Here is a 15,149-nt window from a genome sequence, read left to right as displayed (position 1 = left end):
AGCCTTTCTTCATTTACCGTGATTGGTATTATCCTGATATTTCAATGTTTCCGACATACTATGTCATATTTAACAATGTATTGCTGCCGTATCTTTGTAGAGTAAAAATTAGTAAGAGTTTTTCATAGTTAGTTTGGTTAGTTAGTTAAGGGCTACGATAGGTTTAAGGAACTTGTTGTAGCCTTTCTTCATTTAATTGAGTGAACGATGTTTTGTTTGAGTGATATGTTAGAGTGTAACGACACGATATGTCGCATGTTGAGTTGGTATTAGGGTGTACTTTTGTAGTGTAAAAAAGTTGAAAAGGTTTTTTTCATAGTTGGTTTGATTAGAAAATGGCTGCTATTAAGGTAAAATATAACTTAATGGTAGCCTTTCTTATTTATTCAGATTTTAACTTGGCTAGGAAGTCTTCAAAGTTGCCTTCCAGCAATCTGGGAGGGTAATTTAGATTTAATTTTTCCTGAAGTTCAGTGTCTTCCCATATAATATTCAAACCAATTTGAAGATTTAGTTTATAATTGTCGTCTCTTTCAGTGTAGGAAAGCATTAAATAGTTCTTGTTTTCAATATTTCTAAAAAACCTGAAAAACTCAGCAATCACATAAAAAATAGAATCGTTACAATCGCCAGTAATATCGTATCTGTAAAAAATAGGACGTTCCAGATGTTTGTAATTTGCCAAATCACTTACGCGTAATTGTTTATTTGTAATTTTTTTGTTTTTTAGTTTTAAGTAAGCTTGTTCATTTATTGGCAATACAATGCAATGTCCTGCATAGTATCCTGTTTTACCTGTGTATACAAAATTAAGTTCTGGCAGTAGTCTTATGGCTTCTTTAATTAAATCATGGTTTAGGTAACTGTCGTCTCTTTTTTGTGATTCAATAAAATGTTCTAAATATTTAATATCGAAGTCAAAATCAATAGTTCTTAAATTTCCCGAGGTCAAATCTATCTGATCCAGATACCATTCTAATTTTGGCAGTGCATTGGTTTGGGGAGAAAGCGAATACTTTCGGTTTTTAAAATCGTAATATGTCGGAATGGGTACTGCTGCATTTAAGTTACGTATAAGCTGGTATGGCATGAGCGTAGCGAGAACGATATCTTCTTCTTTTTCTGGTTTAATGAGCGTTAAATCCTTTTCCCAACGTTGCACCGTACGTAAATCGACATTGAGTAATGCGGCAAAATCAGATTGTGATAAATTATTGAATCCTCTATATTCTATAAAAAGTTCGCCTATGGAGTTGTATTTAATCATGCTTAAGACTTGGTATAGAAGTAAATATAATTAAAATAGATTGGTTTATAGACATGACATGTCATATTATAAAAATAAAAGGCGACTTATTTTTGCAGCGTAACAGTGGGAATTAATGATGCTATTGTATAAACTTAAAGCATGGGAATGTGCAATTGAAAAAGAAATAGATTCGGATAAAAACACTCTAAAAGTGATTGCATCGCTAAAGCAACTGTTATTAAAAATTGATTATGAATATGAAACCTTGCCCGAATATTCTCTGGAAAAAATAATTAGAGTATTGGAAGAGGTAAAAAAAGGAAAATTAACAAGTCGACAAAAGCTCTTACTTGAGCAGATGATGTTACATGGGGATTGATTAATAGCAAATTTAATTCGATGTCTCTCAAGAGCAGTACTTAGGTGCTGCTCTTTCTGTTTTTTTAATACATCGAATGGATTTTAAGACATCGCATGTCGCATTATTAAGTACAGCCGTAATGTAAATTTGTAATGTAATTAAAGAGCAATAATTACGGTATTCATATTAAATAGTGAAGGTTAATAAATTGGTGATTAAGGGTTGTTGCTTGTAACAACCCTTTTTTTATGCTAATTTACTGTTTAGTACTTGATCTATAATAGATTCCACGCCTTCTTCGCTATTGCTCTTGGTTTGAAAACGAGCTACTTTTTTAACTTCGGTATGCGCATTTTCCATAGCGTAACTATAATGTCCTAACTTTAACATTTGTAAATCATTATTATAGTCGCCAAACACCATAGTTTCAGCTTCACTTATACCCAATTGCTTTTGAAGCAATTTTAAGGCATAGCCTTTATTAGCATCGGCATGTGAAATATCCAGCCAGTTCTTTCCAGAAACAATTACTTGTAAAGATGTGCTTAAGGTTTTGGCTTCTGGTAGTAAAAATGCCTCAGATGATTCTTGATGATAAACAGCTATTTTTAAAAAGTGATCATTGGTTACGTGTGTTAGGTCATCTACAATCTCATATTCAGCATAATAATTTTCAAATTTTGAGATAAACACAGGGTCTTTGGTTTCAATATATGCCGCTTTTCGTCCACATAACACAATGTTTGCACCCGGAACTTTTCGTAACAGTTTTACAGCTTTATGTATGTCTTCTTTTGTAAGCTGTAGCAAAATATGTTCTTCGCTTTGTAATTTCATAATACCACCATTCTCGGCTATTATTGAAATCTCGTCTTTAATTGTATTTAATTTATCTGTTATGCTTTGGTATTGTCTTCCGCTGGCAGCGACAAAATGAATATTATGTTTTTTTAGTTCGGTAAACTGATTAAAAAATCGTGTACTAACCTGACTGTCATTGTTTAATAATGTGCCATCCATGTCCGACACAATTAATTTTACTTTAGATAAACTCATAGGCTTAATAAAAGGGTAAAAATACAATTATTTAAAGCGTTTTATGTTATTACAATATTAAAGTGTGTATTTTTGTTTGTTTTTGCTGAATCAATTTTTTTTGTTTCGATTTGTTGCAAATTCTATTTTTGTAACTTGTATCTAATTAATTTATTATTAATTCCTTATATGGTAACCCTAAAACAATTGGCAAAAGAGTTGAATGTTTCAATCTCAACGGTTTCTAAAGCACTGAATAATAGTGAAGAAATAGGTGAAGAAACGGTAAGGCGAGTTAAGGAACTTGCCGAATTATACAATTACAAACCTAATAAAGTGGCTTTAAGCCTTAAACAGAATAAAACCAAAACCATTGGAGTTATTATTCCTGATATTTTAAATCATTTTTTAGCGAAAGTATTGTTTGGTATAGAACGAGAAGCAACTAAATATGGCTATAATATCATGACTTGTATTAGTAATGAATCATTAGATAAAGAAAAGGAAAGCATGCATCTCCTCGCCAATGGGAGTGTAGATGGTTTTATTTTGTCGCTAGCACAGGAAACACAGGAAAAAAATGAAATAGAGCACTTTAAAAAAACCATGGCACAAGGACTGCCAATTGTCATGTTTGATAGGGTGGCACATGATGTTTTATGTGACAAAGTGATTGTTGATGATTTTGAAGCAACATACAATGCTACCAAGGATTTAATAGCTAAAAAAAGAAAACAAATAGCCTTCATTACTACAGTAGATGGTGTTAGTGTAGGTAAGTTGCGAGAGCGCGGATATAATAAGGCTATTCTCGAGCAACAAAACGTAAAACCTGTGGTTTTAAAAATTAAAAAGAAAGATGATAAACAAAAGAAAATTTTATCTTTCTTAAAAAAGAATCCTTCCATCGATGCTGTGGTGGCTGCCGATAGTGCTTCTGGTATTATAGCTATTACAGCTGCCATAAATTTGGGGTTAAAAGTTCCTAAAGATATTGCTGTTGTGGGGTTTTCAAGCAAGGCAGACTCTAATTTGACTTTTCCAAAATTAACAACGATAAGACAGCACGCCAAAGAAATAGGAGCTAATGCCGCTAGGCTACTTATTAACAGATTGCAAAATAAAAGTGCAGAGGAAGATGTTAAGACAATTATTGTTAAAACGAGCCTAGTAAAAAGTAAATCAACAACATAATGTAGCTTGATTTATATCCTCTCAACGTTTCATCGATAAAAACATACACTTTATCGATTAATTTGTTGTTTTAGAATTTCTTTCTTATAAATTTGTTTTAGTCGCGTGAATCACTATACCCTCAGATTCATTAAGTGACGATTAATCCATTTTAAGTGCGCTTTTTAAAAGCCACGAAATCCCTCAATTTAAAAATAAAAGAAACCGCAAGGTGTCGTGTGCCCTTTTGGTTTTAAGTTAATTATTCCATTTTTCCCTCAGCCAGGATTTCGATGATTTCGAAGTGATGGCTCAGATTTTGTTTAAAAAATATTAGAGAAATAATAGAATAAACTTAAAAACCAATATCAACATGAAAGCCTTAAAAATTACATTAATTGCTGTAGCCGTTATTTCATTCTTAACCTCTTGTACAAAACAAGATTTAAATGAAGACGATGTTTTAATCGGAACAGAAGATATTAGAACAGTGCCATTAACTGGTGGTATGATAGATGATTAAGCCCCAAGTGAATTTAGATAGTAAAAAACTCTTTACAAGCTGTAAAGAGTTTTTTTTATTGCTATAAACTAAAATAATAAATACATTTGAAGTAATACCTAGCTAAAACACCATTGTTTGAAACATTTAATTAAAATATGCCTTTTATTTAGCCTATTAAGCTTAAATGCTCAGCAAAAAGATAATTTAGAAAAGATTGATTCTATACGCAGGAGTGTTTCAAATTTTAAAGTTAACGACTCAAGTTTAGTAGCAAACGCCCATTTTAACATTGCTGAAATTTACAGATATAGCTATAAAGGCGATAGTGCATATTATCATTACCACGAAGCGCAAAAAATATATCAAAAACTACAGGATAATTATAAATTAGCAAAAACGCTGTATGGGTTAGCTGTTATTTTAAAAAATGAAAAGGACTTAACGGCAAGTGAGATTGTTTCAATACAAGGATTAGAGTTGTTGGAGCCATTAAGGAATACCAACGAAATAAATGAACTTAGGGCTTATTTGTACAACAATTTAGGAGGTTTATTTGGAGAGTTAGAGCAATTTGACCAATCTATAACCTATTTCGAAAAGGCTATTTCAATTAAGGAAAGCTTAAAAGGAAATTATTCTAAAAGTATTTACAGTTCAAAAAATAATCTTGCATTTATTTACAAGAGATATGGTAAGTATGATTTAGCGCTCGAACTGTATCAAGAGCTCTTAAATAATGAGGCTATAAGTGCAGAGCGACCAGATTATCATGCCTTGGTGATGGATAATTTTGCACATACCAAATATTTATCGAAATCACATGAAGATCTTCCCGAATTGTACTTTAGGGCACTTCAAATAGCCGATAGCGTTAATCCCAGAAGTTATAATTCTATAATTATCAATCAGCACCTAGCCGAATTTTACAATAATAAGGATAGCTCCGAATTAGCAAAATACTATGCAAACAGAGCCAAAGATATTGCCGAACAATATCATAATGATGAGCTTTTAAGTTCATTGCTCTTGCTTTCAAAAATTGAAGCTGGAGAAAATGCTGCGAAACATTTAAGAGAATATGTAAGGTTGAGCGATAGCTTACAAAAGAATGAAAGAGAATTAAGAAATAAATTTGCAAGAATACAATTTGAAACAGAGCAAATAGAACGTGAAAATGTTCAGTTTGCTAAAGAACGTATGTGGCTTTTTATATTATCGGTAGGGTTATTAATAACCTCATTTTTATTGTATTTAGTCATTACACAACGAAATAAAAACAGGCAATTACGTTTAATACAAAAGCAGCAGGAGGCTAATGAAGAAATTTATAATTTAATGCTCTCCCAAAATGAAAAAATAGAAGAAGCGCGAGCTGTAGAGAAAAAACGGATTTCACAGGAATTACACGATGGTGTCCTAGGACGTTTATTTGGAACGCGTTTAAGTTTAGATAGTTTAAATTATAATAATACACCAGAAGCCATTGATACAAGAGGACAGTACATTTCGGAATTAAAAAAAATTGAAGAGGATATTAGAAAAGTATCGCACGAATTAAATACCGATTTTGTTTCCGGCTCTGGTTTTATAGATATTATTAAAACGCTTATAGAAACGCAAACTTTAATTTATGAATTAGAGTATACCCTGGAAGCCGATAGTGTTATAAACTGGGATCAGCTTTCTAATAAAATGAAAATTCATATTTACCGTATCGTGCAAGAGTCGCTGCATAATATCCATAAGCACGCCAATGCGACACATGTGGATATTGGTTTTAAATTGGAAAATAATGTAATTTGTATGTCTATTGAAGACAATGGTACTGGGTTTGACGTAAATAAATCTAAAGCCGGCATCGGATTAAAAAATATGCGAGCCAGAATTAAAGAAATAGATGGTGTTTTTAATATCATTTCAGAAAAGGGACAAGGAACACAATTAACTATTGAGGCCCCAATAGCCTAAATTTTAAATGAATGACCGAGAAGATTAAAATACTTATGATTGACGATCACCCGATGATTATCGAAGGGTATCAAAATACAATTCAGTTTACAAAAAAGGAACATCAGGAGTTATCTATCGATATTGCTAATAATTGTGATGAAGCGGTACGGTACATGGATAAAGCTATTCTGCAGCAAAATCCGTACAACTTATTATTTGTAGATATTAGTTTGCCGCCCTCTTCTGATGGTAAAATGACAAGTGGCGAAGACTTAGCCGCTTACGCCCGTGATATTTTACCAAAGGCTAAGATTATTATTTTAACCATGTTCAATGAGTCGTATCGAATTCATAATATTATAAAAACAATAAATCCGGAAGGGTTTTTAATAAAAAGTGATTTAACGTCTAGTGAACTCGCTAGCGCGTTTCAGGCGGTACTTCATAACCCGCCATTTTACAGCGGTACGGTTAATAGTTATATTAGGAAAATAGATTCTAGCGATATTGTTATTGATGATAAAAACCGAAAAATTTTACATTTACTATCTCAGGGTATAAAAACCAAAAATCTGGCACCCCATTTAAACATTTCATTAAGCGCCGTCGAAAAGCGAAAAAAACAGCTTCGAGAAATATTCGATGTTCAGGATGGGCAGGATGAAACCCTGATAGAGGAAGCTAGAAAACGTGGTTTTGTGTAAGAAATTAACATCGTTTCTTCTTATCATATGTTAAAATTTCAAAAAAAAAATTCAGGGAAACAATATAGGGTGTTCAAATAGAGTTATTTACAATACATTATAAATGTTAATTGCGGTTTTCCCGCAGTTTAATCTCAAACGTAATACTTAAATTTGTTGCATCAACACTTCAAAAATTAATTAATCCCTCAATTTTTTTGTTGATAATAGCAATTTACAGGCCCTATGGAGGTGAGAGACCCATAGGGCTTTCTTTTTTTATGTTTTTTAACAACTAAAAACAATTAAAAAGGATTGTTTACAGAAGTGAAAACTTCGGTTTTTTTGGTTTTAAGTGCTTAAAAACCAAAAAAATTGTACTTTTCAGTTTTCATTAAACCCTATGAAGCTAATTCGAGTTTTTTTAATTTTTTTTCTCGTAACATCGTGCGATAATTTTAAGGTGAAAAAAACATCTTCGGAAGCGATTTTAAATGAAGAATTAAAAACCTTTAATTGGAATGATGTCGATGAGTATCCGTCGTTTTCGGTTTGCGATTCGTTGGTGGAGCGCGATCAAAAACAAGTTTGTTTTTCCGAAATTCTTACTGCTCATATTCTCGAGTATTTACAACGGGAAATGATTGTAGTAACTAAGGATGTTAACGATACTATTAATTTAGCGTTTAAATTGTCTGAGCGAGGTGATTTAACTTTGGTAGACGCCAATATTGATAGTTTAACCCTTGCCGAAATTCCTGATTTAAAGCAATTAATAACAAAAAGTTTAGTGGCTTTACCAAAAATATATCCAGCAAGTAAACATGGGCAGCAGGTAAAAACAGCGTTTAACTTTCCAATCATTATAAACGTCGAGTAGTTTATTTTTTAAAACGTCTACCCTTCCAATTATAGGATGTAAATATGGATGCTATGCCTACATAAACACAAAAAAACGGATAAACTAAAAAACCGAATACATAAAATTTCATCACAGATTTATCCTTAAAAAATTCAGCCGTCAGATTAATTAAGTACAGGTCGATACTGAACTTTATGAGTAGTAAATAGGTTAAGGTTTTGGAGCTTGTAATTCCTGTTAAAGCAAATAATAAAGACACCAGTAAAAGCATATTGGTTACGATAACAACAAAACCTGTAAATTTAGAAAAACCGTTTTTATAAGCAGAGGTTTTAGCAGCCCATCGGATACGTTGATTTATTAAATTTTGCCAAGAATATTGGGTATTTGTAAGTACTATGGCATCTTCATTTTTTAGGTAGTTTACTTTTTTAGCATCGTGTTTTAAAGCTTTTTCTAAAAAGAAAATATCATCGCCACTGGCTGTATCCAAATTTCCGTTAAAACCATCTAACCTGTTAAAAAGTGTTTTTTTGTATGCTAAATTAGCCCCGTTGCATAAAAGGGGAGATTTTATGCCAAAGGCTCCGATTGTAACGCCTTGTAAACTTAAAAAATCTAAACGTTGAAATGTGTTTAAAAAATTATTTTGTGCTATATAATTTACCGGGCCTACAACACATTCTGAGTTTGTTTTCAAAATAAAAGCGTCAAAAGTATTAAGCCAGTGTTCAGGTAAAATGCAGTCGGCATCGGTAGTAATAATCCACTCATAAGCGGCATGAGACATAGCCAGAGTAATGGCATCTTTTTTTGGAGAACCGCTTTGTCGTTCCGATTTAAAAAGTTTGATGTTTAGAGCTGTGTTTTTTCTGAAATTTTCTATGATTTCAATGGAGTTGTCTTCAGATTCATCGTCAATTAAAATAATTTCAAAAGCGTCATTAGGGTACTTTAATTCAGTAACAGAATTTAATAACGCGGGTAAGTTTAGGGCTTCATTCCTAAAAGGTATTATGACTGAAAATTTAGTTTCTGGGCTTTTATTTTCAAAAGTAAAAACAGGAACTTTTTTAAAGCCGTAGGCAAAACTTCCAATAAGAATTAAGTAAATTAAAATGGTTATAAAACTAAATAATGTCATGTGGAAAGAACTTTTTTAGGAACTTTGAAAGTTAGTACAAAAAAGCTGCCAACAAGACTTGGTAGGGCAAAATTTAAAATAAACATAAGCGAGGTTGTACTAAGTATAAAAACTGGAGGTATTTTTAAAAATGAAAATAAGAAAACGCCAAGACTACCTTTAATAACGAAGTCAAAAATAGCAATAGATGGAACAACTGATGCTAATAAATACATGCTAAAAATGGCTGGTGCAATATCTAAGTAGTTTACGTCTATTGGAAAAACAGTTAGTAAGTAATAAAATTGAAATGAAAAAATGATATACCGCAATAGTGAATAAACGAACCCCGACGCAATTATAGTTTTAGGGTATGAATGAATGAAAGCTAATAATTTTGTTACTCCCCTGAATTTTGTTTTTTTGACAATCCACAAAAAAAATCCCGTAGCTGTAATCGTGCAACCTGTAATAATAAGTGCTTTAGTATAATTTAAGTGAATATGATACGTTTTTGTAAATATTATAAGCCCAATGGATCCAAAGAGTATGGTAATAGAAAGTTGTAAAAAATTGTGTAAGCCGTTAATAATTATAATTTTTTTTCGGGTTTGATTGGGGTAGAATAAAGCTTTAGCAGCGTACTCCCCAATTCGGTTCGGGGTAAGTAGTGACAAAGTTAAAGCTCCCAAGGTTTGCCTGCAAGACTCAAATACACCAATTTTTTTTATAGGGTTTATAAGTGTTTTCCATTTTAAAATATCGAAAAACCAATTTAATAAACTCAAGGCTAATACAAACAATATAGCTTTATAGTTAATCGGTATATGGGGACGTAATATGTTAGAAAAAATATGAGCTTGCATGGGCTCATTTTCATTCAGTTGGAGATAAATATAAAATAAGGAAGCAAGAACAATACCTATTTTAATAAGCACAAAAAAGATTTGATTAGTTTTGTGTGATGGTTTGTTCATAGAGTACAAATTAAATCAATTAATTAATATGTTTTTTATTTTAAACTATAAGAAGCTTTTTCTGTGTTTTGCATTAGTTGCTTTCGGTATATTTTCTGTAAATGCACAAGGTGAAAAAGGCACCATCACTGCCCAGTTTGGTTTAGGGGTTAATTTGCCTTCTTCCGATGGTTTTGTAACTGGATTCGAAGGTAAAAGTTTGAATTTGCCAACAGTTAACCTTGGCGTTCAATATATGTTTAACAACACTTTGGGGGCAAAACTAGATTATGGTTTTAATAGAATTTCAAATGATGACGATGCTCAGGATTTCAAAGTAAATTATTCGAGAATTAACCTGCAAGGGGTTTATAATCTGTCGAACATCCTTTATATTTCAAATAGAACTGGAATGTTTTTACATGCAGGTCCGGGGTATTCTATAATTAAACCATTAAATAATTACGGAGATAATAAAACCTCATACTTTAACGGTATGGCAGGCTTAGAAGTGCACTTCGGGTTATCGGATAATACCTCTATGTATGTCGATACGTCTTATGTGCATAGTTTTGCAAAAGATTTTAATCCCATATTTGATGGCTACGGTTCATTTAATGGTAATATGTTAACCATTACTGTAGGGTTATCGTTATCTTTAAGTGGTTGCTACTACTGTAATTAATATGGCTAAAGAAAAAATTATATTAGGTATAGACCCTGGAACAACAGTTATGGGGTTTGGTCTTATAAAAGTGGTAGGTAAAACAATGTCTTTTCTTCAGTTGAATGAACTGGATTTAAAAAAATACGACGACCATTATTTAAAGTTAAAACTTATTTTTGAGCGCACTGTTGAGCTTATCGATACGCATCATCCTGATGAAATTGCTATAGAAGCGCCCTTCTTTGGGAAAAATGTTCAAAGTATGTTGAAATTAGGACGTGCCCAAGGGGTTGCAATGGCCGCAGGTTTGAGTAGAGAAGTACCTATTACTGAATATTCTCCAAAGAAAATAAAAATGGCCATAACAGGCAATGGAAATGCCAGTAAGGAGCAGGTCGCTAAAATGCTACAAAGTTTGTTAGGTTTGAAGGTCTTACCTAAAAATTTAGATGCCACCGATGGTTTAGCTGCGGCTGTTTGTCATTTTTATAACGAGGGCCGTGTTGAGATTGGTAAAAGCTATTCAGGTTGGGCTAGCTTTGTTAAACAAAATGAAAACCGAGTTAAAAAATAGGTTTCCAAGTATTACTTATTGTTTTAAAATTTAAACGTCATCGCAGGAATCTATATTCACATACCGTTTTGTAAGCAAGCTTGTCATTATTGCGATTTTCATTTTTCCACTTCAGTAAAAAAGAAGTCCGAAATGGTTTTGGCTATTATCGAGGAGTTAAGATTAAGACAAGAGGAGTTAAAAGACCAAGATGTTGAAACGATTTATTTTGGAGGCGGAACCCCTTCGCTGTTAAATCAAAATGAACTTGACTTAATATTAAGTGCAGTTAATAAGGGTTTTAACGTGGTTTCTAACCCAGAAATCACACTTGAGGCAAATCCAGATGATTTAACCTTAAAAGGTGACGATGTAAATGCAATATATAAAGGGTATAAGTCGCTAGGAATTAATCGGCTTTCTATAGGAATACAATCGTTTTTTCAAAATGATTTAAAGCTGATGAACAGAGCACATAATGCCCTAGAAGCTAAAGCTTGTTTGGATTTGGCTACGCAATATTTCGACAATATTTCTCTCGATTTAATTTATGGTATTCCTGGTTTGTCGCATGAACGTTGGATACAAAATATTGAGACAGCGCTATCTTTTAACATTCCGCATATTTCAAGTTATGCTTTAACCGTTGAGCCAAGAACTGCGTTACAGGCATTTATAAAAAAAGGAGAAATTGAGGCGCCGAATGATTCGGTTGCTCAAGAACAATTTCATATATTAATAGAAAAATTGGAAGCAGCCGGCTTCGTACATTATGAATTATCAAATTTTGGTAAGCCGAATTTTTTCAGTAAAAATAATACCGCTTATTGGCTAGGAAAACCTTATTTAGGGATAGGGCCTTCGGCACACTCTTTTAATGGTAAGGAACGTAGTTGGAACGTTAAAAATAATATAAAGTACATAAAGGCTATTAAGAACGGAATTTTGCCTTTAGAAATTGAAACCCTAACTAATACCGATCGTTACAATGAATATATTTTGACGGGGTTACGAACTATTTGGGGAGTATCACTGGAGAAAATTGAAAATTCCTTCGGGACGTCCTTTAAACGGTATGTCTTACAGCAGTCTGAAAAACACAGAAAACAAGACTTACTTTTTATTGAAAACGACGTATTAAAAGTTACTAAAAAAGGAAAATTTTTAAGCGACGGTATTGCTTCAGATTTATTCAAAATAGATTAATATGATTGCAACCATTCAATACAACTCAAGAAAACTTCAAATCGATTTAGCCAAACCACAAGATATATCGATTCCAATAAAGGAGCATCCTACAGTAAGTGCATGGTATGTCGATCCTCCGAAGATAGAACCTGTTGTCATGGACGATAAATGGGTAGGATTAGTATCAGAAGGCGCTGCTGTTAATTTTAATAATGTGTGGTTTAATCCGCACGCACATGGTACACATACCGAATGCGCTGGGCATATTACCGAAACAGTATATTCTATAAATAAACATTTAAAGGAATTTTTCTTTTTAGCAGAGTTAATTACGGTAGCTCCCGAAAAAAAAGGCGACGATTTTATGATTTCTAAAAAGCAAATTCAATTTGCTTTGGGAAACAAAAAACGCGATGCGGTAATTATAAGAACTTTGCCAAATACCAAAGAAAAAAAATCAAGACAATATTCCAATACAAATCCTACGTACTTACAGGAAGAAGCGGCTATATATTTAAAAGAAAAAGGTATAAAACATTTACTGGTTGATATGCCCAGTGTTGATAAAGAACGCGATAATGGTGAATTGCTGGCGCACCATGCATTTTGGGATACCAAAGGCGAATTAAGATTAGATGCCACAATAACCGAATTAATTTATGTGCCCAATGCTGTGAAAGATGGCGAGTATATGTTAAATTTACAAATAGCATCGTTTGAAAATGATGCCGTACCAAGTAAACCTGTTTTATATAAAATTATTGAGTAATGGATATTTTGTTTGGCTTAATATTAGGAGGTTTAATAACGCTTGCTGTAAGTACGTTTTTAAAAATTAAAGCTCAAAAAAAACGCGTTAATGCACAATCGGTTATTTTACTCGATAAGATTAAGAAAGTTTATAAATTTATTACTGTTGAAGGGGATTTTGCCGAAATTTATCATTATGAAGATGTTAAGGAGCGTTTTCTTAAGTTAATTTCGAGTACCAAAAAGGCATTAGTAATTGTAAATGCTAAAGCACACGTGGGGTTCGATTTTTCGAAAGTAAAACTAGAGGCAGATACAAAACATAAAACGATTATCATACATAAGTTTCCACAGCCTGAAGTGTTAAGCATAGAAACCAATTTAAATTATTACGATAAAAAGGATGGCATGTTTAATAAGTTTGCTGCGGCCGATTTAACCGAACTTCATAACGATGCCAAAAAGCACATTATGGATAAAATTCCGGAAAGTGGCTTGTTTAGTGTAGCTCAAAAAGAAGCTCTCGAAGCCATATCATTAATAGAAAATATCGTGCAAACTATTGGTTGGACCTTAAATTATGAAGCTTTAAAAATTGAAGAGCCTCTTAAATCGAAAGTGTTAGAATGAATATAGAAGACCTTAGAGCGTATTGCTTATCTAAAAAGGGGACAACCGAGGAATTTCCTTTTGATGCTGATACTTTGGTGTTTAAGGTAATAGGAAAAATGTACGCTTTGGTATCCTTAAAAAAATGGGAAGCAGGTAATAAAGCCATTAATTTGAAATGTGACCCCAATTATGCGGTAGAACTAAGAGAAAAATATAATAGTATTACGGGAGGCTATCACATGAATAAAAAACATTGGAATACAGTAGAATTGCATAACTCCGAAATTTCAAAAACGCTTATAATAGCCTTAATCGATCACTCCTACGATATGGTGGTAAAATCTATGCCCAAAAAATTAAGAGACCAATTAAATTAAATAATTGATTGTTAGTAAATTAAATTTCGTAAATTAGTGTAGTTATTTCCTCTCCCATTCAAGAAATAATTTTAGCAAAGAAAAATTTTAATATATAATCTGGAGTTAACATGTTTTGAGGTTTACCTTGAAATAGGTTATGTATTTTAATTCATGTCTCGTAGATATTTTAGAGAAAAGGCCTCCCCGAATTTTTTGCTCCCCAAGTTTTCAATTGCCCCAATTAATAAAATAGTATTAAAGTTTAACTAATTATACTAACCTTAATTAATTTCAATTATGAAAACAACCAATCAATTATTTGCAGCAATGCTAACTTTGCTATTCACGTTATATGCGACTAACCTCTTAGCACAAGGCGAAAGGCCAATGTACATATCTGTTACAAAAGCACATTGGAATATGAATTATGAAGACTTCGATATGGATACCTGGAAATCTGTAGAAAAGGAATATCTGGAAAAAGTTACTAAAAAGAATGAGCACCGAATGGGGTTCTCTGTTTATTTACATCAAATGACACCGAGTAATAGTGATATACTTTTTGTGAGTGTATATAAAACTTGGGAGGATATAGCTAAAGCCGCGGATAAAGACGAGGAATTAGCTGAGGCTGCATGGCCCGACGAGGCAGAAAGAAAAGCTTTTATGAAAAAGCAGCGTGCTTATTATTCGCCTATGCATTCTGATGAAATTTATTATACGTTGCCTAACGCTAAAATTGTTCCAGAAGGTAATGACGACGATTTAATTCTTTATTTACGTACCACGCACTGGGCTTTTCCATCCGAATATGATGAGGCTGAGCTAAAGTCTTTAATGGATGAAAACTTTGAGGTGTTTATAAAAGATAATAAATTAATTAAAGGATATTATCCTAATAGACATGCCTGGGGAAGTGATTCTACCGAAATAGTAGAAGGCTATTTTCTAGAGTCGTTGGCCGATTTGGATAAAATGTTCGATAGCTTTTCTGATTTAGCTGAGAAAAAATGGCCTAATGAAAGCGATCGTGTAGCGCGCGGAAAGAAAATGGGAAAATATTTCACTCCAGAACATGGGGATGCGGTATATAAATTAGTAGCAGAGTTATCAAAATAGGTAG

At 32.7% G+C, this 15,149-nt stretch carries 17 protein-coding genes; 14 read left to right on the top strand and 3 right to left on the bottom strand.

Features of this window, described 5'->3' with window-relative positions; all coding sequences use genetic code 11:
- Positions 1-382: 382 nt before the first annotated feature.
- The gene (locus tag ICJ83_RS01960; protein ID WP_188228672.1) at positions 383-1,267 is read right to left on the bottom strand and encodes a helix-turn-helix domain-containing protein; all 885 of its coding nucleotides are present in this window, start codon (positions 1,265-1,267) and stop codon (positions 383-385) included.
- A 115-nt stretch (positions 1,268-1,382) separates the two neighbouring features.
- On the opposite strand from ICJ83_RS01960, the gene ICJ83_RS01955 reads away from it, so the two are divergent.
- A complete protein-coding gene (locus tag ICJ83_RS01955) occupies positions 1,383-1,628 on the top strand; it encodes a hypothetical protein (RefSeq protein WP_188228671.1) in 246 nt (81 codons plus the stop codon).
- Between the two features lie 228 nt (positions 1,629-1,856).
- Here ICJ83_RS01955 and ICJ83_RS01950 read toward each other — a convergent pair whose 3' ends face one another.
- The gene (locus ICJ83_RS01950; protein WP_188228670.1) at positions 1,857-2,666 is read right to left on the bottom strand and encodes an HAD family hydrolase; all 810 of its coding nucleotides are present in this window, start codon (positions 2,664-2,666) and stop codon (positions 1,857-1,859) included.
- A 168-nt stretch (positions 2,667-2,834) separates the two neighbouring features.
- On the opposite strand from ICJ83_RS01950, the gene ICJ83_RS01945 reads away from it, so the two are divergent.
- The 5 genes from ICJ83_RS01945 to ICJ83_RS01925 all read left to right on the top strand — a co-directional run bounded on the left by ICJ83_RS01945 (position 2,835) and on the right by ICJ83_RS01925 (position 7,836).
- Positions 2,835-3,839, top strand: coding sequence for a LacI family DNA-binding transcriptional regulator (locus ICJ83_RS01945; protein ID WP_188228669.1), 1,005 nt, complete (start codon positions 2,835-2,837; stop codon positions 3,837-3,839).
- 352 nt (positions 3,840-4,191) lie between these two features.
- Positions 4,192-4,341 (top strand): hypothetical protein, encoded by a 150-nt coding sequence (locus ICJ83_RS01940; RefSeq protein WP_188228668.1) that lies wholly within the window; start codon positions 4,192-4,194, stop codon positions 4,339-4,341.
- A 117-nt stretch (positions 4,342-4,458) separates the two neighbouring features.
- A complete protein-coding gene (locus ICJ83_RS01935; protein WP_188228667.1) occupies positions 4,459-6,291 on the top strand; it encodes a tetratricopeptide repeat-containing sensor histidine kinase in 1,833 nt (610 codons plus the stop codon).
- Between the two features lie 11 nt (positions 6,292-6,302).
- Positions 6,303-6,977, top strand: a complete 675-nt coding sequence (locus ICJ83_RS01930; RefSeq protein WP_188228666.1) for a response regulator — start codon at positions 6,303-6,305, stop codon at positions 6,975-6,977.
- Between the two features lie 442 nt (positions 6,978-7,419).
- Positions 7,420-7,836: a hypothetical protein gene (locus ICJ83_RS01925; protein WP_317173247.1), complete on the top strand. Its 417-nt coding sequence runs from the start codon at positions 7,420-7,422 to the stop codon at positions 7,834-7,836.
- A gap of 1 nt (position 7,837) precedes the next feature.
- Here the strand turns inward: ICJ83_RS01925 and ICJ83_RS01920 are convergent, their stop codons facing one another.
- A complete protein-coding gene (locus tag ICJ83_RS01920) occupies positions 7,838-8,962 on the bottom strand; it encodes a glycosyltransferase family 2 protein (RefSeq protein ID WP_188228664.1) in 1,125 nt (374 codons plus the stop codon).
- On the opposite strand from ICJ83_RS01920, the gene ICJ83_RS17035 reads away from it, so the two are divergent.
- The 8 genes from ICJ83_RS17035 (at position 8,963) to ICJ83_RS01880 (ending at position 15,145) form a co-directional block, all read left to right on the top strand.
- Positions 8,963-9,208: a hypothetical protein gene (locus ICJ83_RS17035; RefSeq protein ID WP_262891548.1), complete on the top strand. Its 246-nt coding sequence runs from the start codon at positions 8,963-8,965 to the stop codon at positions 9,206-9,208.
- A gap of 738 nt (positions 9,209-9,946) precedes the next feature.
- Entirely contained in the window at positions 9,947-10,582 is a 636-nt protein-coding gene (locus tag ICJ83_RS01910) for an outer membrane beta-barrel protein (RefSeq protein WP_223154566.1), read from the top strand.
- Position 10,583: 1 nt separating this feature from the next.
- Positions 10,584-11,138, top strand: coding sequence for a crossover junction endodeoxyribonuclease RuvC (gene ruvC / locus ICJ83_RS01905; protein ID WP_188228661.1), 555 nt, complete (start codon positions 10,584-10,586; stop codon positions 11,136-11,138).
- Between the two features lie 39 nt (positions 11,139-11,177).
- Entirely contained in the window at positions 11,178-12,323 is a 1,146-nt protein-coding gene (gene hemW, locus ICJ83_RS01900) for a radical SAM family heme chaperone HemW (protein WP_188229271.1), read from the top strand.
- A 1-nt stretch (position 12,324) separates the two neighbouring features.
- On the top strand, positions 12,325-13,074 hold the full coding sequence (locus tag ICJ83_RS01895; protein ID WP_188228660.1) for a cyclase family protein: 750 nt from the start codon (positions 12,325-12,327) through the stop codon (positions 13,072-13,074).
- A complete protein-coding gene (locus tag ICJ83_RS01890) occupies positions 13,074-13,685 on the top strand; it encodes a DUF4230 domain-containing protein (protein ID WP_188228659.1) in 612 nt (203 codons plus the stop codon). Before ICJ83_RS01895 ends, ICJ83_RS01890 begins: the two co-directional genes overlap by 1 nt.
- Entirely contained in the window at positions 13,682-14,044 is a 363-nt protein-coding gene (locus ICJ83_RS01885) for an MmcQ/YjbR family DNA-binding protein (protein WP_188228658.1), read from the top strand. The genes ICJ83_RS01890 and ICJ83_RS01885 overlap by 4 nt, the downstream gene beginning before the upstream one ends.
- A 279-nt stretch (positions 14,045-14,323) precedes the next feature.
- The gene (locus ICJ83_RS01880) at positions 14,324-15,145 is read left to right on the top strand and encodes a hypothetical protein (protein ID WP_188228657.1); all 822 of its coding nucleotides are present in this window, start codon (positions 14,324-14,326) and stop codon (positions 15,143-15,145) included.
- The last annotated feature ends 4 nt before the right edge of the window (positions 15,146-15,149 follow it).

This window comes from Aestuariibaculum sediminum, from assembly GCF_014596945.1.
In the GTDB taxonomy this organism is placed as follows: Bacteria; Bacteroidota; Bacteroidia; order Flavobacteriales; family Flavobacteriaceae; genus Aestuariibaculum; species Aestuariibaculum sediminum.
Note: the sequence above shows the minus strand (reverse complement) of the source record. Positions and strands in the feature narration are given on the sequence as shown.